Source organism: Streptomyces lusitanus, from assembly GCF_042647945.1.
GTDB lineage: Bacteria > Actinomycetota > Actinomycetes > Streptomycetales > Streptomycetaceae > Streptomyces > Streptomyces pseudogriseolus.
This window is the reverse complement of the sequence record NZ_JBHRWL010000020.1, coordinates 70,471-89,024: the sequence shown is the minus strand read 5'-3', so window position 1 is coordinate 89,024 and position 18,554 is coordinate 70,471. Positions and strand designations below refer to the sequence as shown.

General features: G+C 73.6%; 16 protein-coding genes. 3 read left to right on the top strand and 13 right to left on the bottom strand.

Annotation, left to right across the window (positions count from 1 at the left end; genetic code table 11):
• The first annotated feature begins 30 nt into the window (after positions 1-30).
• A complete protein-coding gene (locus tag ACFOSY_RS27390) occupies positions 31-984 on the top strand; it encodes an FAD-dependent oxidoreductase (protein WP_394311685.1) in 954 nt (317 codons plus the stop codon).
• Positions 985-1,056: 72 nt separating this feature from the next.
• On the opposite strand, the gene ACFOSY_RS27385 is transcribed toward ACFOSY_RS27390, so the two are convergent.
• The 5 genes from ACFOSY_RS27385 to ACFOSY_RS27365 all read right to left on the bottom strand — a co-directional run bounded on the left by ACFOSY_RS27385 (position 1,057) and on the right by ACFOSY_RS27365 (position 8,126).
• Positions 1,057-2,778, bottom strand: coding sequence for a BCCT family transporter (locus ACFOSY_RS27385; protein ID WP_394311683.1), 1,722 nt, complete (start codon positions 2,776-2,778; stop codon positions 1,057-1,059).
• Positions 2,779-2,859: 81 nt separating this feature from the next.
• On the bottom strand, positions 2,860-4,149 hold the full coding sequence (locus tag ACFOSY_RS27380; protein ID WP_394311681.1) for a M14 family metallopeptidase: 1,290 nt from the start codon (positions 4,147-4,149) through the stop codon (positions 2,860-2,862).
• Entirely contained in the window at positions 4,146-6,098 is a 1,953-nt protein-coding gene (locus ACFOSY_RS27375) for a Xaa-Pro dipeptidyl-peptidase (RefSeq protein WP_394311679.1), read from the bottom strand. Before ACFOSY_RS27375 ends, ACFOSY_RS27380 begins: the two co-directional genes overlap by 4 nt.
• A gap of 71 nt (positions 6,099-6,169) precedes the next feature.
• Complete coding sequence (locus ACFOSY_RS27370; protein WP_394311677.1) at positions 6,170-6,646, bottom strand: macro domain-containing protein; 477 nt, start codon at positions 6,644-6,646, stop codon at positions 6,170-6,172.
• A 40-nt stretch (positions 6,647-6,686) separates the two neighbouring features.
• Positions 6,687-8,126 (bottom strand): amino acid permease, encoded by a 1,440-nt coding sequence (locus ACFOSY_RS27365; RefSeq protein WP_394311675.1) that lies wholly within the window; start codon positions 8,124-8,126, stop codon positions 6,687-6,689.
• A 232-nt stretch (positions 8,127-8,358) separates the two neighbouring features.
• Between ACFOSY_RS27365 and ACFOSY_RS27360 the strand changes: the two genes are divergently transcribed.
• On the top strand, positions 8,359-9,063 hold the full coding sequence (locus ACFOSY_RS27360) for a MerR family transcriptional regulator (RefSeq protein WP_394311673.1): 705 nt from the start codon (positions 8,359-8,361) through the stop codon (positions 9,061-9,063).
• A gap of 54 nt (positions 9,064-9,117) precedes the next feature.
• Here ACFOSY_RS27360 and ACFOSY_RS27355 read toward each other — a convergent pair whose 3' ends face one another.
• The 4 genes from ACFOSY_RS27355 to ACFOSY_RS27340 form a co-directional block, all read right to left on the bottom strand.
• Positions 9,118-11,313, bottom strand: a complete 2,196-nt coding sequence (locus ACFOSY_RS27355; RefSeq protein WP_394311671.1) for a 3-hydroxyacyl-CoA dehydrogenase NAD-binding domain-containing protein — start codon at positions 11,311-11,313, stop codon at positions 9,118-9,120.
• A gap of 34 nt (positions 11,314-11,347) precedes the next feature.
• The gene (locus tag ACFOSY_RS27350) at positions 11,348-12,562 is read right to left on the bottom strand and encodes an acetyl-CoA C-acetyltransferase (protein WP_394311669.1); all 1,215 of its coding nucleotides are present in this window, start codon (positions 12,560-12,562) and stop codon (positions 11,348-11,350) included.
• A 15-nt stretch (positions 12,563-12,577) separates the two neighbouring features.
• Positions 12,578-13,720, bottom strand: a complete 1,143-nt coding sequence (locus ACFOSY_RS27345; RefSeq protein WP_394311667.1) for a CaiB/BaiF CoA transferase family protein — start codon at positions 13,718-13,720, stop codon at positions 12,578-12,580.
• Between the two features lie 564 nt (positions 13,721-14,284).
• Positions 14,285-14,686, bottom strand: a complete 402-nt coding sequence (locus ACFOSY_RS27340; protein WP_394311664.1) for an MmcQ/YjbR family DNA-binding protein — start codon at positions 14,684-14,686, stop codon at positions 14,285-14,287.
• Between the two features lie 90 nt (positions 14,687-14,776).
• On the opposite strand from ACFOSY_RS27340, the gene ACFOSY_RS27335 reads away from it, so the two are divergent.
• Entirely contained in the window at positions 14,777-15,955 is a 1,179-nt protein-coding gene (locus ACFOSY_RS27335; RefSeq protein ID WP_394311662.1) for a saccharopine dehydrogenase family protein, read from the top strand.
• A 68-nt stretch (positions 15,956-16,023) separates the two neighbouring features.
• Here ACFOSY_RS27335 and mmpA read toward each other — a convergent pair whose 3' ends face one another.
• From mmpA to ACFOSY_RS27315, 4 genes are all read right to left on the bottom strand, one after another.
• A complete protein-coding gene (mmpA, locus tag ACFOSY_RS27330) occupies positions 16,024-16,182 on the bottom strand; it encodes a morphogenic membrane protein MmpA (RefSeq protein ID WP_394311660.1) in 159 nt (52 codons plus the stop codon).
• A gap of 48 nt (positions 16,183-16,230) precedes the next feature.
• Positions 16,231-16,935, bottom strand: coding sequence for an endonuclease V (locus ACFOSY_RS27325; protein WP_394311658.1), 705 nt, complete (start codon positions 16,933-16,935; stop codon positions 16,231-16,233).
• Between the two features lie 80 nt (positions 16,936-17,015).
• Complete coding sequence (locus tag ACFOSY_RS27320) at positions 17,016-17,339, bottom strand: plasmid stabilization protein (protein WP_394311656.1); 324 nt, start codon at positions 17,337-17,339, stop codon at positions 17,016-17,018.
• Positions 17,340-17,441: 102 nt separating this feature from the next.
• Positions 17,442-18,512, bottom strand: coding sequence for a WD40/YVTN/BNR-like repeat-containing protein (locus tag ACFOSY_RS27315; RefSeq protein WP_394311654.1), 1,071 nt, complete (start codon positions 18,510-18,512; stop codon positions 17,442-17,444).
• Between the last annotated feature and the right edge of the window lie 42 nt (positions 18,513-18,554).

Below are 18,554 nucleotides of genomic sequence, written 5' to 3'. Positions count from 1 at the left end.
CGCGCGCGGGCATCCGCTACCGTCCGCCGGATGGGAAGCGAAACGGACAGCGGTGTCGTGGTGGTCGGCGGCGGGGTGACCGGGCTGACCACGGCGGTGGTCCTCGCCGAGCGGGGCGTACGGGTGCGGCTGTGGACGCGGGACCCGGTCGGGGCGACCACCTCGGCGGTCGCGGGCGCCCTGTGGTGGCCGTACCGCATCGACCCGCCGGAGTCGGCGCGGGCGTGGGCGCTGGAGTCGCTCGGCGTGTACGAGGAGCTGGCGCTGCGGCCGGAGGCGACGGGCGTACGGATGGTCGAGGGGGTACTGGGCGAGACGTCGATGGACGAGGTCGGCGGGTGGGCCGCCGCGCGGCTGCCGGGGCTGCGTCCGGTGACCGAGGCCGAGTACCCGGGCGGCCAGGGGCTGTGGGCGCGGCTGCCGCTGATCGACATGCCGGCCCATCTGCCGTATCTGCGGGACCGGTTGACGGCGGCGGGCGGCACGGTGGAGACGCGTGCGGTGGCGGACCTCGCGGAGGCGGACGCGCCGGTGGTGGTGAACTGCACGGGGCTCGCGGCGCGGGAGCTGGTGCCGGACCCGGCGGTGCGGCCGGTGCGGGGGCAGCTGGTGGTCGTGGAGAACCCGGGGATCCGCACCTGGATGGTCACCGAGGGCGCGGACGGGTCGATGGCGTACATCTTCCCGCAGCCGGGGCGGCTGCTGCTGGGCGGCACGGCCGAGGAGGACGTGTGGTCCGACCGCCCTGACCCCGCGGTGGCGGAGGCGATCGTGCGGCGGTGCGCGGCGCTGCGTCCGGAGATCGCCGGGGCCCGTGTGCTGGGGCACCGGGTGGGGCTGCGGCCGGCGCGGGACGCGGTCCGTCTGGAGCGCACCCTGCTGCCCGACGGGCGGGTGCTGGTGCACAACTACGGCCACGGCGGCGCGGGCGTCACCGTGGCCTGGGGGTGTGCGCGGCAGGCGGCCCGTCTGGCCGCGGCGTGAGGCGCGGGGCGGGCGTGAGGCGCGGGGCGGGCGTCCGGCGCCCGCCCCGCGTCACGGCATGCCCCGCGCGGGTCAGTGCTTGCCGATGGGGTCGCCCTCGGTGTCCGGGCCGCGGCCGGGTCCGACGCGCAGCTCGAACTCGCCGTCGTACTTCTTGTGGCCCTCGATGACCGCGAGTTCGACCGCCTCGCTGCCCATCTTGTCGCGGACGACGAGCGGGTCGTGGCGCAGGTCGCGCATGAGCGCCACGCACATGAAGATCATGACGACGACGAACGGCGCCGCGGCGAGGATGGTGAGGTTCTGCAGACCGGTCAGGGCGTCGCCCTGGCCGCTGCCGACCATCAGCATGATGGCCGCCACGGCCCCGGTCACCACGCCCCAGAACACCACCGCCCAGCGGCTGGGTTCGAGGGAGCCCTTCTGCGAGAGGGTGCCCATCACGACGGAGGCCGCGTCGGCGCCCGAGACGAAGAAGATGCCCACGAGCACCATCACCAGCAGGCTGGTGGCTGTGGCGACGGGGAACTCCTGGAGCACGGCGAACAGCCGGCCCTCGGGGGTGGTCTCGTCGCCGAGACGGTTCTGCTCCTGCAGGCGCATCGCCGAGCCGCCGAAGACGGCGAACCAGACCAGGCTGACCGCGCTGGGCACCAGGATGACGCCGCCGATGAACTGACGGATGGTCCGGCCGCGGCTGATGCGGGCGATGAACATACCGACGAACGGCGTCCAGGAGATCCACCACGCCCAGTAGAAGACGGTCCAGCTGCCCAGCCAGTCGGCGACGCCCTCGCCGCCGCTGATGTCGGTGCGGCCGGCCATCTCCGGCAGGTCGCCGAGGTAGGCGAAGACCGAGGTCGGCAGCAGGTCCAGGACGAGGACGGTGGGGCCGGCGACGAACACGAACACGGCGAGGACCACCGCCAGCACCATGTTGGTGTTGGACAGCCACTGGATGCCCTTCTCCACGCCGGACACCGCGGACGCCACGAACGCCACGGTCAGCACGGCGATGATGGAGACCAGCAGGCCGGTGCCGGCCTTCTCCAGCCAGTTGAGCTTCTCGATGCCGGAGCCGATCTGCAGCGCGCCGAGGCCGAGGGAGGCCGCCGAGCCGAAGACGGTCGCGATGATGGCGAGGACGTCGATGACGCGGCCGGCGGCGCCGTTGGCGTGCTTCTCCCCGATGAGAGGGGTGAACACGGCGCTGACGGTCTGCCGGCGGCGGCGCCGGAAGGTGCTGTAGGCGATGGCGAGGCCGACCACGGCGTAAATGGCCCACGGGTGCAGCGTCCAGTGGAACAGCGTGGTGGCCATGGCCGTCGACATCCGGTCGCCGGAGTCCTGCGGGCTGGTGCCGGGCGGCGGGGTGTCGAAGTGTGCGAGCGGCTCGCTCACGCCCCAGAACATCAGGCCGATGCCCATGCCGGCGCTGAACATCATGGCGATCCAGGACACCGTGCGGAACTCCGGCTCCTCGCCCTCGACGCCGAGCGTGATGCGGCCGTAGCGGCTGGCGGCCAGCCACAGGGCGAAGACGACGAAGCCGGAGGCGGCCAGGATGAAGCCCCAGCCGCCGTTGTGCATCAGTCCGCCGAGCAGGTCGGCGGAGGCATCCTCCAGCGAGTCCGTCCAGACGGCTCCCCACAGGACGAAGGCCAGCGTGAGCACGGCGGTGACGCCGAACACCACCCAGTCGGTGCGGGGCCTGTCCCGGCCGGGCAGGCCCGCCTCGGAGCCGGGCAGCGGGCCTGCCGTGGGGTCCTTGTCGCTTCGATGGTCCTGCGTCACAGGCGGAACCTTTCGTCCGAGCCTTCGGGTGGAGAGCCCTCCTCCCGATAGGCCCTTACCACCGATGGCGCGAAATTCACCTCATCGACAGGACGGGACCGCCTCGCCTACGGCCAGGTGATACGTGGCGCGGCCGTCCAGGAGCAGCGGGACGAGCGCCCGCAGCGGCTGCCGCAGCGGTACGAACACCTTGTCGCCGTGCCGTGCGACACGTACGCCGTGCAGGGCCAGCTCGTCGCCCACGTCCGCGTACTGACCTGCGGTGAGGCGGTAACCGCAGGGCGGGTCGGCGAGCACCTCGGAGGGCTCGGGCGGGTCGTTGTCGGCGCCGCCGAGGTACACCGGGCCGCGGTCCGCGTACCCGGCGGCGCGGGCCCGGGCGGTGACCGCCTCGACCCGCGCGTGCCGGTCCGAGGAGAAACGGATCAGGCCGTTCAGCGCGGCGAGGTGGGAGTGGACCCTGCGCCGGTTGTTGAGCGCCTCGTCGGCCTTCTCCTCGTCGGTGAGCGGGTCGACGCGGCTCTCGATGAGCAGGCCGACGGCGTGCTTGACGCCGGACAGGTTGCGCAGGATGCGTTCCTGGCCGTCGCCGGCGGTCTGCCGGACCGGGTCGCCGGTGACCGGGTCGGTCCAGATGCCGTAGGTGCCGGTGGAGTACCCGGAGGCGCCGGCGGCGGGACGGACGTGGTCCTCGGACAGGGAGCGGGCGGTGTCGTGGACGGCGGGGTGGGTGTTGAGGTTGCGCGGCCACAGGTCGAACAGGTCCTTGTCGTAGTACGGCGGGGTGGCGCCGTACTCGTGCAGGTCGTAGATGACGTCGGGCCGCTCGTCGCGGATCACGGCGGCCAGCGCGCGGCCCTCGGCGGTGCGCAGGGCGACGTGGTCGCGGTTGATGTCGACGCCGTCGCTGTTGCCCCGGGTGTCGGCGGCCCGCCCGTCGGGGTTGGCGGTGGGGACGACGAGCACCGTGGTGCGGTCCAGGAAGCGCCTTGTCTCCCGGTCCTCGGCGTACGCCAGGTCGCGGATCGTGGTGAGGCACGCCTCCCGGCCGGAGGGTTCGTTCCCGTGCTGGCTGCACACCAGGAGGACCTTGTGGGGCGTCCGGTCCGCGCCGATGCGGACGAGTCGGAGCGGGCGGCCTTGCGCGGTCGTCCCGATACGGGTGACGTGGACACGGCCGCTCGCGCGGTCGACGGTGTCCAGGAGGCGCTGTTCCTCGGGCTGGGTGGTCCAGCGGGCGCCGTGGCTGAGCTCGAAACCGGTGCGCGGCGGGACGGCGGTGTCGTGCGCCCCGGCGGCGGGGGCGGTGACGAGGGTGGCGGCGAGGCTCGTGAGGGCGGTGGCGGTGAGGAGCGTGGCGCGTCGTCTCATCGGGTGTCCCCCGGGACTCGGTGGGCGTTGGCGGGCGGGCGGACGCCGTCCGGTGCGGTGTGCGGCGCCGTGACGGGCGGCCCGGAGGTGGCGCGGGCGAACGCGGCGGCGCCGCCGAGGAACGGGACCCGGGCGGTGGTGCGGGCCAGGTCGAGGGTGAGCGTCGGGGTGTCGGCCGGCGGGTCGATCAGGCCGCGGTCGGTGCCGGCGACGATCAGCGCGAGCCAGTGGCCGCGGGGGACGACGTGGTCGGTGGCGGCCAGGTCGACGGTGAGGGTGTAGCGCCTGCCGGGGACCAGTGGTTCGCCCCGGCCGGTGCCGGCGTGTTCGCCGAGGTCGGCCCAGCCGCGGCTGACGACGGTGTGGCCGACGTCGGCGGTTGTCGCGCGGGTCTCCCGGTAGCAGGAGCTGTCGCCCTCGGTGCTCGGTCCCCAGCAGGTGCGCTCGGGCAGGGTGACGATGCCTTCCCCGGCGTCGGCGTAGTCGCGGATGGTGTCGGGGCCGAGGTCGACCAGGACGGCGGACAGGTGGGCCGTGGGGGCGCTGGGGGTGACGGTGACGGTGACCCGGGAGGAGCCGGCCAGGCGCAGGTCGCGGGTGAGCGGGCGGGTGACGAAGCCCGCCTTCTCCGGGGTCGGGGTGTCGATCCGGGCGGCCCAGTCGGTCTCGCTGAGCGCGGGGTCGTCGGTGAAGGCCGCGGTGCCCCGGCCGGGGCGCAGGCCGAGCGCGCCGACGCCGTCCTGGACGCCGCGGGCGGGGCGCAGGGTGACGGCGCGGGTGCCGCGCGGGGGCCAGGCGGTGGAGGTGACCCACTGGTCGGGGGCGCGCTCGATGTCGGCCACGGGCTCACGGTCGACGCCGTTGTCGACGCCCTTGAGTTCGTGGTCGAACCAGCGGGTCAGGGTGCGCACCCACTCCGCGCGGCGGAAGTCGAAGGGGTCGACGTGGCCGGTCTGCGACAGCCAGATCTTGCGCCGCACGCCGTTCCTGCCAAGGGCGTCCCACCAGGGGCCGACGTGCCGCATGCGCACGTTGAGGTCCTGCGTGCCGTGCACCAGGAAGACGCTGGCGCGGACCTTCTTCGCGGCGCGGACGTAGTCGCGTTCGGTCCACAGCGGGGTGCGGTCGCCGGTGCGCGGGGCGCCGTCGACGAGCTCGCGGGCGACGTCCGTGCAGTGCTCGCGGGCCTCGGGCGTCTGGACGTAACCGGCGAGCCGGTCGGGGCCGGAGTCGTAGAGCGGGGCGCCCTGGGAGAAGTAGTAGTCGTACCAGGTGGAGATGGCGGCGATCGGGACGATGGTCCTCAGGCCCTCGACGCCGGTGGCGGCGACGCCGTTGGCGATGGTGCCGTCCCAGCTTTTGCCGATCATGCCGGTGCTGCCGTCGGTCCAGTCGGCCCTGGCCCGTTCGGTGCCGGTGCGGCTGGTATAGGCCTTGCCGCGGCCGTTCAGCCAGTCGACGACGGCTTTCGCGGACTGGATGTCGGAGCGGCCTCCGACGTCGACGCAGCCGTCGGAGCGGCTGGTGCCGGCGAGGTCGACGCCGACGACGGCGTAGCCGCGCGGCACGAACCAGTTGTCGTAGAACAGCGGCATCCGCACGATGTCGCCGTGTCCGTCGTAGGTCTTGGTCTGGCTCTCGTTGCCCCGCCCGCAGCAGGAGTAGTACGGGCTGGCGTCCATGATCACGGGGACCTTGCGGCCCGCGCGGGCGGCCTCGCGGGGCCGGACGATGTCGACGGCGACCCGGTCGGTGCGTCCGTCGCGGTCCTCGTCGAGGCCGGTGTCCACCCAGACGGCCTCGCGGATGGCGTCGGCGTAGGAGTGGACCGGTGGGGTCTTCGGCGGAGCGGCGTCCGCCGCGGCGGGGGTGAGCAGGGTGGCCGTCAGGGCGGCGGTGGCCGCCGTCGCGAGCGTTCTCCAGGTCGTGGGGCGCGTGCGTATCGGCATGCGCGGGACGGTACCCCGGTGAACTCCGGTGCAGAAGAGGGCGCCTGACGGTCCGTGGGGTCCCGGGGGCGTCAGTCGTGGTCGTACACCGTGACGGATATGCCCCGCCGGACCAGGCGTTCCTCGACGAGCGGCTCGACGCGGGACCACGTGCCGCCGGCGAGGCCGCAGCCGATACGGGGCATGTGGACCGACGCGCCGAGCTTCCGGGCGTGCCCGGCGAGGCGGTCCAGTGCCGTGTCGATCGCCTCGTAGCGGACCGGGACGCCCTTGCTGCCGGTGCGGACGCCGCGCTGGCCGATCATGTTGGCCACCCACACGTACCGCTCGACCTGGACGAGCTGGACCGCGCCCAGGCCGAAGTCGCCCGCGGCGCGGTCGCGGTGCCAGGCGCGGTACGCCGCCTCCGGCTCGGGCCAGCGGCGGGACAGGGCGAGGACGAAGCCCTTGCCCCATCCGCCGATGTCGTTGCACACATGGGCGACGATCTTGACGCCCTTCACCGACGGGACGGTGGCGTCACCTCGCAGGTACGTGATCGAGGACATGACGGCACCGTACCGGCAGCCACCGACAGCGCCCCGGCGATCACCGCCCGGCGGCCACCTTGCGGCGGACGCCGCCGTACCAGCCGCCGACCAGCATCGCGGCGATCACCGGGACGAGCAGCAGCGTCTTGCGGCCCACCTCCGGGTCGTTCCACATCAGCACGAGGACGGACAGCAGGAAGACGACGGTCGCGATCTCGGTGACGGGGCTGCCGGGCAGCCGGAACGACGGCCGGGTGACGAGGCCGGCGCGGGCGCGGCGGACGAACACCAGGTGGCAGATCATGATGATCACCCAGGTGCTGATGATGCCGAGCGAGGCGACGTTCAGCACGATCTCGAAGGCCTGGGCCGGCACGAGGAAGTTGAGGCCGACACCGAGCACGCACACCGCGCAGGTCAGCAGGATGCCGCCGTAGGGGACCTGGCTGCGGTTCATGCGGGCGGTGAACTTCGGCGCGGAGCCCGCCATGGCCATCGAGCGCAGGATGCGGCCGGTGGAGTACAGGCCGGAGTTCAGGGACGACATGGCGGCCGTGAGGACGACGAGGTTCATCACGTCGCCGGCGGCCGGGACGCCGATCTTCGACAGCACGGTGACGAAGGGACTCTCCCCCGCCGAGTACATCGAGCCGGGCAGCAGCAGCGCGAGCAGGACGACGGAGCCGACGTAGAAGAGGCCGACGCGCCACATGATGGAGTTCACCGCGCGCGGGACGACCTTCTCCGGCTCGGCGGTCTCGCCCGCGGCGACGCCGACGAGCTCCAGGGCCGCGTACGCGAAGATCACGCCCTGCATGACGAGGACGACGGGCAGCACGCCGTGCGGAAGGATGCCGCCGTTGTCGGTGATCATGTTCAGGCCGGGGGTGCCGCCGCCCACCTCGTGCCGGGTGGCGAGCAGGAAGACGCCGATCAGCATGAAGGCGACGAGGGTGGCGACCTTGACGATCGCGAACCAGAACTCCATCTCGCCGAAGATCTTCACGGAGATCAGGTTCACCGCCAGCACGACCGCCAGGGCGACCAGCGCCAGCACCCACTGCGGGATGTCGGTGAACGCGCTCCAGTAGTGCGTGTAGAGGGCGATCGCGGTGATGTCGGCGATGCCGGTGGTCGACCAGTTCAGGAAGTACATCCAGCCGGCGACGTACGCGCCCTTCTCGCCGAGGAACTCACGCGCGTACGACACGAAGGAGCCGGACGACGGGCGGTACAGGACCAGCTCGCCCAGGGCGCGGACGACGAAGAAGGCGAAGACGCCGCAGACCAGGTAGGCCAGCGCCAGGGCGGGGCCCGCGTCGCGCAGGCGTCCTCCGGCGCCCAGGAAGAGTCCTGTGCCGATCGCGCCGCCGATGGCGATCATGTTGACGTGGCGGGCCTTGAGGTCCTTGCTGTAACCGGCGTCGCCCGCGTCCGCGGGCGTCGCGGCCGCGGTGGGGGGTGCGGCCGTTGCCGTGGTGACGGCGTCCTTGCTCACGGGTGGTTCCACTTTCTGGTGCGCCCGGGCGGATCGCGCCCGGCTGTCCGAAATGCTTCCGGCCGGCGCGATGTGATCACGGCACGGACCGACGGGGCACCTTTCCTGATGTGCGGGTGCGTATGCGATGGTCTGCGTCACACCGTGGGTCTCCTCACACACTCGCTCGCCCCGAGGGCCGGATTGACAGCACAGGTGTCACAGCGGCGGTGGGACAGCGATACTGCTGCACATGACGACCGAGACCGAGGCCCTGACGATCGACGAGCTGGCGGCCCGGGCCGGGGTCACCGTGCGCACGGTCCGCTTCTACGGCACGAAGGGCCTGCTGCCGCCCCCGGTGCTCGGTCCCCGGCGCGTCGGCCGCTACGGCAGGGAGCACCTGGCCCGCCTCGAACTGATCGAGGAACTGCAGAGCCGGGGCATGACGCTGGCCGCGATCGAGCGCTATCTGGCGCAGCTCCCGCCGGACCTGAGCGTGCGGGACCTGGCGGTGCAGCGTGCCGTGGTCGCGTCCTGGGCGCCGGGCACGGTGGAGACGGTGTCGCGCGCGGAGCTGGAGCGGCGGGCGGGGCGCGCGCTGGGCGCGGAGGAGCTGAGGCGGCTCGCGGCGATGGACGTCGTGGAGCGGGCCGGCGACGCGGACGAGGAGCTCTTCCGGGTGGACGCGGGGCTGCTGCGGCTCGGGGTGGAGCTGCTGGACGTGCCGCTGTCGCACGAGTCGGTGCTGGCCGCCCGCGCGGTCCTCACCGAGCACTCACGCGCGGCGGCCCGGGAGCTGTCGCGGCTGCTGCGCGACGCGGTGGCGGACAAGGACGCGCGGGATGTGCGGTCCCTGTCCGCCCGGATGCATCCGCTGGTGGTGCAGGCGCTGCTCACCACGTTCCAGCGGTCGCTGAAGGAGGAGCTGCGGGAATGGCTCGACGAGGACGGCTGAGGCGCCCCTCGCCGAGCCCTTCCCGTGAGATCGGCCGACGTAGGTGAGGACGGGTCAGCGGGCGTCGGTGAAGATCTCGCCCTTCTCCGCCTTCTCCACGAGCAGGGCGGGCGGGGTGAACCGCTCGCCGTAGCGCTCGGCCAGCTCGCGGGCGCGGGCGACGAAGCCGGGCAGGCCGACCCCTCCCCCGGCGCCGCCGTCGTAGCCGTTGATGTACTGGAGGACGCCGCCGGTCCAGCCGGGGAAGCCGATGCCGAGGATGGAGCCGATGTTGGCGTCGGCGACGGAGGTGAGCACGCCCTCCTCGAGGAGCCGGACGGTGTCCAGCGCCTCTGCGAACAGCATCCGCTCCTGCATGTCGCGGAACGGGATGGTGTGCCCGTTGGTGAAGTGCTCGCGCAGCCCCGGCCACAGCAGGCCGCGCCTGCCGTTCTCGTCGTAGTCGTAGAAGCCGGCGCCCGCGGCGCGGCCCTCGCGGCCGAACTCGTCGACCATGCGGTCCACGACCGCCTCGGCCGGGTGCGGGGTCCAGGTGCCGCCCGCCTCCTCGACGGCCTGCCGCGTCTCGCGGCGGATCTTCCGCGGCAGGGTGAGGGTGAGCTCGTCCATCAGGGAGAGCACCTTGGCCGGGTAGCCCGCCTGGGCCGCCGCCTGCTCGACCGACGCGGGCTCGATGCCCTCGCCGACCATCGCCACGCCCTCGTTGATGAAGTGGCCGATGACCCGGGAGGTGAAGAAGCCGCGGGAGTCGTTGACCACGATCGGGGTCTTGTTGATCTGGCGGACCAGGTCGAAGGCGCGGGCGAGGGCCTCCTCGCCGGTCCGCCCGCCCTTGATGATCTCGACCAGCGGCATCTTGTCGACGGGCGAGAAGAAGTGCAGCCCGATGAAGTCCTCCTGCCGCTCGACGCCCTCGGCGAGGGCGGTGATGGGCAGGGTGGAGGTGTTGGAGCACAGCAGCGCGTCGGGAGCGACGACGTGCTGCACCTCCTGGAAGACCTTGTGCTTGAGGGAGGTGTCCTCGAAGACGGCCTCGATCACCGCGTCGCAGCCGGCGAGGTCGGCGACCTCGGCGGTGGGCGTGATCCGCGCGAGGAGCGCGTCGGCCTTGTCCTGGGTGGTGCGGCCCTTGGCGACCGCCTTCGCGCACAGCTTCTCGGAGTAGCCCTTGCCCTTGAGCGCGGCCTCCAGGGAGACGTCCTTGAGGACGACGTCGATGCCGGCGCGGGCGCAGGAGTAGGCGATGCCCGCGCCCATCATGCCGGCGCCGAGGACGGCGGCCTTGGTGACCTTGCGGGCGGGGACGTCCTTGGGGCGGCCGGCGCCGGAGTTGACCGCCTGGAGGTCGAAGAAGAACGCCTGGATCATGTTCTTCGACGTCTGTCCCGCGGCCAGCTCCACGAAGTAGCGGGCCTCGATGACCTGGGCGGTGTCGAAGTCGACCTGGGCGCCCTCGACGGCGGCGGCCATGATGGCGCGCGGGGCCGGGTAGGGCGCGCCGCCGGTCTGCTTGCGCAGGTTGGCCGGGAAGGCGGGCAGGTTGGCGGCGAACTTGGGGTGCGAGGGGGTGCCGCCGGGGATGCGGTACCCGGGGCGGTCCCAGGGCTGCGCGGACTCGGGGTGGGCGTCGATCCAGGCGCGGGCCTTGGCGAGCATCTCCTCTCGCGTCCCGGCGACGTCGTCGACGAGGCCGTTCTCCAGGGCGCGGCGCGGGCTGTACTGGGTGCCCTGGAGGAGCACCTTCAGCAGCGCGTCGGTGATGCCGAGCAGGCGCACGGTGCGGACGACGCCGCCGCCTCCGGGCAGCAGGCCGAGGGTGACCTCGGGGCAGCCGATCTTGGAGCCGGGGGCGTCCAGGGCGATGCGGTGGTGGCAGGCGAGGGCGATCTCGTAGCCGCCGCCGAGGGCCGCGCCGTTGAGCGCGGCGACGACCGGCTTGCCGAGGGTCTCCAGGCGGCGCAGCCGGCGCTTGAAGGCCATGCCGCCGTCGAACAGCTCCTGGGCGGTGTCGGGGGTGACCCGGATCAGGTCGCGCAGGTCGCCGCCGGCGAAGAAGGTCTTCTTGGCGGAGGTGACGACGACGCCGCGGATGGAGTCCTGCTCGGCCTCCAGGCGGTCGACGGTCGCGGCGAGGGAGTCGCGGAACGCCTTGTTGACGGTGTTGGCGGACTGGTTCGGGTCGTCGAGGACGAGGGTGACGACGCCGGTGTCGTCCTGCTCCCAGCGGATGGTGGTGGACTCGCTGCTCATGAGGGTGTGCTCCAGGTGATCCGTCGGGAGGGGGTCAGATGCGCTCGACGATGGTGGCGATGCCCATGCCGCCGCCCACGCAGAGCGTGGCGAGCCCGTAGCGCTTGTCCTGGCGCTCCAGTTCGTCGATCAGCGTGCCGAGGATCATCGCGCCGGTGGCGCCGAGCGGGTGGCCGAGCGCGATGGCGCCGCCGTTGACGTTGACCTTGTCCAGCGGCAGGCCCATGTCCTTCGCGAACCGCAGCACGACGGCGGCGAAGGCCTCGTTGATCTCCACGAGGTCGATGTCGTCGATGGTCAGCCCGGCCTTGGCGAGCGCCTTGCGGGTGGCGGGCGCGGGGCCGGTGAGCATGATGGTCGGCTCGGAGCCGGAGACCGCGGCGGAGACGATCCGGGCGCGCGGGGTGAGGCCGTACCGCTCGCCGACCTCCTTGGAGCCGATCGCGACGAGGGCGGCGCCGTCGACGATGCCGGAGGAGTTGCCCGCGTGGTGGACGTGGTCGATCTTCTCCACCCAGTGGTACTGCTGGAGGGCGACGGCGTCGAAGCCGCCGAGCTCGCCGATGTCCGCGAAGGACGGCTTGAGCTTTCCGAGGGAGTCGGCGGTGGTGCCGGGGCGCAGGTGCTCGTCGTGGTCGAGGACGACGAGGCCGGCGCGGTCCTTCACCGGGACGACGGACCGCTCGAAGCGGTTCTCCTTCCAGGCGGTGGCGGCGCGCTCCTGGGAGAGGGCGGCGTACTCGTCGACGTCGCGGCGGGAGAAGCCCTCGATGGTGGCGATGAGGTCGGCGCCGATGCCCTGGGGCACGAAGTTGACCTCGAGGTTGGTCATCGGGTCGTTGAACCAGGCGCCGCCGTCCGAGGCCATCGGGACGCGGGACATGGACTCCACGCCGCCCGCGAGGACCAGGTCCTCCCAGCCCGAACGGACCTTCATCGCGGCCATGTTGACCGCTTCCAGACCGGAGGCGCAGAAGCGGTTCTCCTGGACGCCGGCCACCGTGTCGGGCAGACCGGCGGCGATGGCGGCAATGCGCGCGATGTCGGAGCCCTGGTCGCCCACCGGGCCGACGACGCCGAGCACGATGTCGTCGACGGCGGCCGGGTCGAGCCCGGGGAAGCGGGCGCGGATCTCGTGGATGAGCCCGACGACCAGGTCGATGGGCTTGGTGCCGTGCAGGGCGCCGTTCGCCTTGCCGCGCCCGCGCGGGGTGCGGATCGCGTCGTACACATACGCTTCGGTGCTCACGAGGAGGCCTTTCGCTCAAGGGTTCGAGGGCGGGGACACCAGGCCGGGTACGCCCCAGTCGCGGGCCACGTCCTCGGTGTCGGCGCCCGGCCGGGCGGGCCCGGTGCGGACGGTGGCGGGCGTCACGGAGAAGCGCGGCGCGGGGGCGGGTTGAGTGATGCCCGAGTGGTCGGTGAAGGTGGAGCGGGCGGCGAGGTGCGGGTGGTGCGGGGCCTCGCGCAGCGACAGCACCGGCGCCACGCACGCGTCGGTGCCCTCGAAGACGGCGGTCCACTCGTCGCGGGTGCGGGAGGCGAACCGCTCGGCGACCCGGGTGCGCAGTTCGGGCCAGCGGGTGACGTCGGCGTGCGCCTCTTCGAGGCCGGTGAGATCCAGCAGGCGCAGGAACTCGGCGTAGAACCGCGGCTCCAGGGCGCCGACGGCCATGTGCCCGCCGTCGGCGGTCTCGTAGGTGCCGTAGTAGGGGCAGCCGCCGTCGAGGAGGTTGGCGCCGCGGCGGTCCTGCCAGGCGCCGGCGGCGAGCATGCCGTGGATCATCGCGGTGAGGTGGGCGGTGCCGTCCACGATGGCGGCGTCGACGACCTGTCCGGCGCCGGTGGCGCGCGCGTGGTGGAGGGCGGCGAGGACGCCCACCACCAGGTACAGGGAGCCGCCGGCGTAGTCGCCGAGGAGGTTGGCGGGGGCGACCGGGGGCCTGCCCGGCTCGCCGGTCATGCCGAGGGCGCCGGTGACGGCGATGTAGCCGATGTCGTGTCCGGCGCGGTCGGCGAGCGGGCCGGTCTGGCCCCAGCCGGTCATCCGGCCGTACACCAGACGCGGGTTACGGGCCCGGCAGTCCTCGGGACCGACGCCGAGCCGCTCGGCGACGCCGGGGCGGTAGCCCTCGACGAGAATGTCGGCGCGCTCGGCGAGGTCGAGGACGCGGGCCGCCCCTTCGGGGGTCTTGAGGTCGACGACCACGGAGCGTTTGTTGCGGTTGGTGACGTCGCGGGCGGGGTCGATGCCGAGTCCGGGGCCGCCGGGGCGGTCGACGCGCACGACGTCGGCGCCCAGGTCGCCGAGGAGCATGGCCGCGAACGGGCCGGGGCCGATGCCGGCCAGCTCGACCACGCGTACGCCGGTGAGCGGGCCGTCGTGCGGCGCCGTCGCCTCCGTCATCGGGCCCCCATCGACTGTGACAGTTCTGGTGTAACACTTGCGATGTTAGGAACAGTGGGCAGTGGACACAAGGGCGGGCGAGCAAGCGCTTGGTAACTGTAACCGGGAGGGGGCTCCCGGGCCTCCGGGGCCTCCTGGGCGCCTGAGGCGCGGGCGGGGTGCGGTTGAGGTGGACGCGGCCGGGGGCGCGGGCCGGTTCGCTTGCGCGGGTTGTGTGTGGCTGAGCGCGCAGTTCCCCGCGCCCCTGGAGGGGGTGCCACTCGGGCCGGGTGCGCGCGTGCGGGTCGTGGGGGTTGCTCGCGCAGTTCCCCGCGCCCCTGGACGGGGGTGCCACTCGGGCCGGGTACGCGCGTGCGGGTCGTGCGGGGTTGCACGCGCAGTTCCCCGCGCCCCTGGAGGGGATGCCACTCGGGCCGGGTACGCGCGTGCGGGTCGTGGGGGTTGCTCGCGCAGTTCCCCGCGCCCCTGGAGGGGATGCCACTCGGGCCGGGTACGCGCGTGCGGGTCGTGGGGGGTTTAGCGCGCAGTTCCCCGCGCCCCTGGAGGGGGGTACGCACCCGCGTCTCAGTTCGTTGCCCGCTGGGACGGTCGTCCGTCCAGTTCCGCCGCGCGGCGTTTCGTGGCGACCGTGCGGTAGCTCTCCTCCACCCAGTCGCACAGCAGCTCCGCCGCCGGGGCGCCGGTGGGCTCCAGCGGGACGTGGACCCAGCCGGCCTTGCCCAGGCCGTACCCGGCCGGTTCGGCGTCCGGGCAGGCGAGGGCGTGCGCGTGCGCCGTCTCGTCCGTCAGCTTCACCGTGACCCCGAGCGGGTGACTTCCGTCGTCGACGCCGAGGAAGACGAACACCTTCCGGTCGACCTTGGCGACCGACTCGCCCCAGGGGTGCTCCTCGACGGCGCCCGGCAGGCTCAGCGCCCAGTCGCGCACTTTCTCCCACTTCCTCAGGGCGTTCCGTGGCACGGACATCGCTTTCCTCCGGGCTCGTCGTCGGGCTCCGCACCCCTCACGCTAGCCTCGGCCACCGACAGCGGCGCGGCTGCACGACCAAGGGGTGTCATGAGCAGGCTGAGCAGGACGGACCGTCCGTACGACATCGTGCTCTTCGGAGCGACCGGTTTCGCCGGGACGCTGACCGCGGAGTATCTGGCCGCCCATGCGCCGGAGGGCCTGCGCTGGGCGGTCGCGGGACGCAGCGAGCGCAAGCTGGAGGAGCTGCGGGAGCGGCTGCCCGGCGGCGAGAAGGCGGGCGTGCTGCGGGCGGACGTGTCCGAGCCGGCCACCCTGCGCGCCCTCGCCGAGCAGGCGCGGGTGGTCGCCACCACGGTGGGGCCCTACGTGGAGTACGGCGAGGAACTCGTCGCCGCCTGCGCCGACACCGGGGCGGACTACGTCGACCTGACGGGTGAGCCGGAGTTCGTGGACCTGATGTACGTCCGCCACGACGCCCGCGCGCGGGAGACCGGGGCCCGGCTGGTGCACGCCTGCGGCTTCGACTCGGTCCCGCACGACCTGGGCGCGTACTTCACGGTGCGGCAGCTGCCGGAGGACGTGCCGCTGACGGTCGACGGGTACGTCACCGCCGACGCGGCCTTCTCGGGCGGCACGTTCGCCTCGGCGCTGAACCAGTTCGCCCGGCCGGGCAAGCTGCGGGCCGCCGCACGGGACCGCCGGCGCCACGAGCCCCGCCTGGTGGGACGCCGCGCCTCCGCCCCGACGGGCGTGCCGCGCTACGCGCCGGAGGTCGACGCCTGGGCGCTGCCCCTGCCGACGATCGACAGCCAGATCGTGCGCCGCTCGGCGAAGGCGCTGGCCCGCTACGGCCCGGACTTCCGCTACCGCCACCACGCGGCGGTGCGCAGCCTGCCGGTCGCCCTGGGCGGGGTGGCCGCGGTCGGCACGCTGTTCGCGGCGGCGCAGGTCCCGCCGCTGCGCCGCGCCCTGTCGGCCCGCCTCAAGCCCGGCGACGGCCCGAGCCCGGAGAAGCGGGCACGCAGCTGGTTCTCGGTCCGCTTCGTCGGTGAGGGCGGCGGCCGCCGGGTCTACACGGAGGTGTCGGGCGGCGACCCCGGCTACGACGAGACGGCGAAGATGCTCGCCGAGAGCGCGCTGTGCCTGGCCCTCGACGACCTTCCCGCGACCTCGGGCCAGGTCACGACGGCGGTGGCGATGGGCGACGCCCTGATCGCCCGCCTGCGGGAGGCGGGCATCCGGTTCCGGGTGGCGGCGGTCCGCTGACGGCCGTCCCACGGCGGCGAGCTCGCCGCATACGCCGCGTGCGACACCGTGCGCCGCGTGCGACGAGCTCAGAGCGGCCAGGCGATCAGCGTGTAGATCATGCCCGCCACCCAGCCCAGGCCCGCCAGTACGGCCAGGGCGAGGCCCAGCGTGACGGCTCGGCCGGTGGGGCGTACAGGAGTGCGTACGGCGGTGCGCGGGAGGCGGGCGGTGCGGTGTGTCGGCATGTCGAACACCCTGCCTTCGGCCGGGAGTTCGGACATCCGTACGCGTACTCAGTCCGCCGTGAGTGCCTGTGCCGCCTCGCGGAGCGCGCGGCGGCACAGGGCGTCGGCGCGGCGGGTGGTCTCGGGGAGGCGGTAGGCGGGGGCCAGGGCGAGCGTGTGGGCGCAGGCGTTGTCCAGGCTCACCCGGTGGCCCACCGACACGAACACGGGTTTGACGCCCTCGCGGGTGCGCAGCGCGCGGCCGACCTCCTCACGGCCGGCGAGCAGCGGGGAAGCGCTGCCGCGCGGGGCGGCGGGCTCGTCGTAGGTGAAGGTGAAGGGGTTCTTGGCGACGCCAACGGTGGGAAGTCCGGTGAGAACGCCGAGGTGGCTGGCGAGGCCGAAGCGGCGCGGGTGGGCGAGGCCGTAGCCGTCGCACACCACCAGCCCGGGTTCGCGGGGCAGCGCCTCGAGGGCGGCCAGCACGGTGGGGATCTCGCGGAAGGCCAGCAGCCCGGGCACGTACGGGAAGGAGATCCGGCCGACGGCCGTGGACTCGGCGACGACGTGCAGGGTGGCCGCGTCCAGCACGACGGCCGCGGCGGCGACCACGTCCCGCTCGTCGTCGTAGGCCACGTCGACGCCGGTGACGTGGCCGGTGCCGGGCGGCGGCCCGGGTTCGTCCAGCACGACCCGCGCGCGGAGCGCGTCCTGGACCGCGCGGGCCTCTTCCTCGGTGCCGGGCCAGCCGGCCGGTGTGCGTACGGTCGTCATGGTGCCCCGAGCCTACGGGGCGGGGCGCTCCGCGCGGAGGGGGCCTCCCGGCCCGCCGCCCCGCGCGGAAGCGCGGCCGTTCACTTGCCGAGCGCCCGCTTCAGCTGGCCCTTGTTCATGCTCGAACGGCCCTCGATGTTCCGCTTCTTGGCCTCTTCGTAGAGCTGGTCGCGGGTCGGACCCTGGGGACCCTTGCCGGACCGCTGGCCGCCGCGCTTGCCGGAGGACATGTCCTGCGTCGACGTCCGGCTGGCGGTCTTGGACTCGCCGGACCGGGCGCGCTCCTTGTTCACCGTCCGGGCGGCGATCTCCTTGGCGCGCCCGGTGCTCTCGCCCCGGTCCTCCGCGCTCTCCTTGATGTGCTCGTACTGACGCTCCCGCTTCGGGCTGGAACCGCGTGGCATGTCCGCTCACTTTCTCTCGCGTTCTCTCGCGCTCGGCGAGCGCTCGGTCGCGTACGGCGGTCGGGTACCCCGGTCGGCGGGATGTAGGGCAGGCGGCCCGCGTCACTGCTCCAGTCGGGCGACCCTGCCCTTCTCCCCCGCCGCCCAGCAGCCCCGGTCGGGTGCGCAGTCGACGGTGTCGTACGACCCGGTGCCGACGGTGCGCCAGGTGCGGCCGCCGTCGGTGGTCAGGTCGGTGCCGGTGGGGCCGACGGCGAGGGCGGCGGTACGGCTGTGCGGGAGCCAGGCGACGCCGGAGCGGTAGGCGGGCGGGGCGCCGGCGGAGGGGCGCCAGGTCCGGCCGCCGTCCGTGGTGCGCGCGGCGGCGTCGGGCGAGGGCAGGCCGGGGGTGAAGTCGCCGCCGACGGCGAGACCGTGGTGGCGGTCCCGGAAGGCGAGGGCGAAGACGCCGCGCGCCGGGTCGCCGGCCGGGATCGTGGTGTCGGTGACCGTCCAGGTGCGGCCGCGGTCGGCGGAGTGCAGCACGCGGGCGCGGGCCGCTCCCCCGGTGGCCAGCCAGACGTCCCGGGGCCCGGACGACACCAGGCACTGACCGCTCGCGGCGAAGCCGGCCTCGCCCTCCAGCGCCGGGGGCATGCCGGCGTCGGGGAGCACCGTCCAGGAGCGGCCGCCGTCACCGGTCGACAGGATGCGGAACTTCCCGTCCACGGGGTCGCTCATGGCGAGTCCGTGGCGGGGGTCGAAGAAGGTGAGGCAGTCGTAGAAGGCGCGGGCGTCCGGATTGCGGAAGGTCTCGGTCCAGGTGGTTCCGCCGTCGTCGGTGCGGTAGACGCGGGAGTCCTCGCCCTCGCCGATGGCCAGCACCACGGCCCGCCGCGCGTCGAACGCCTCGACGTCCCGGAACTGCAACTCCCCCGCGCCGGGAGGCGAGACGTCACGCCAGGTCCGTCCGCCGTCGGTGGTGCGCAGCACGGTGCCGAGGGTTCCGGCCACCCAAGCGGTGTCCCGGCTGACGGCGGCCAGTCCGCGGAACCGCACGTCGGGAGCGCCGGTGTCCTTCACCGCCCAGTGCGGGGCACGCTGCTTGCCCTCCGGCCCCTGCGGCCCGTGTGCCTGGGCGGGTACGGCGGTGAGCGCGGCGAGTGCCGCGGCACAGGCGACCGCCACGGTCACCCGTCGCAGGCGCCGCCCCTCACGTCCCGTCGGTCCCGTCCG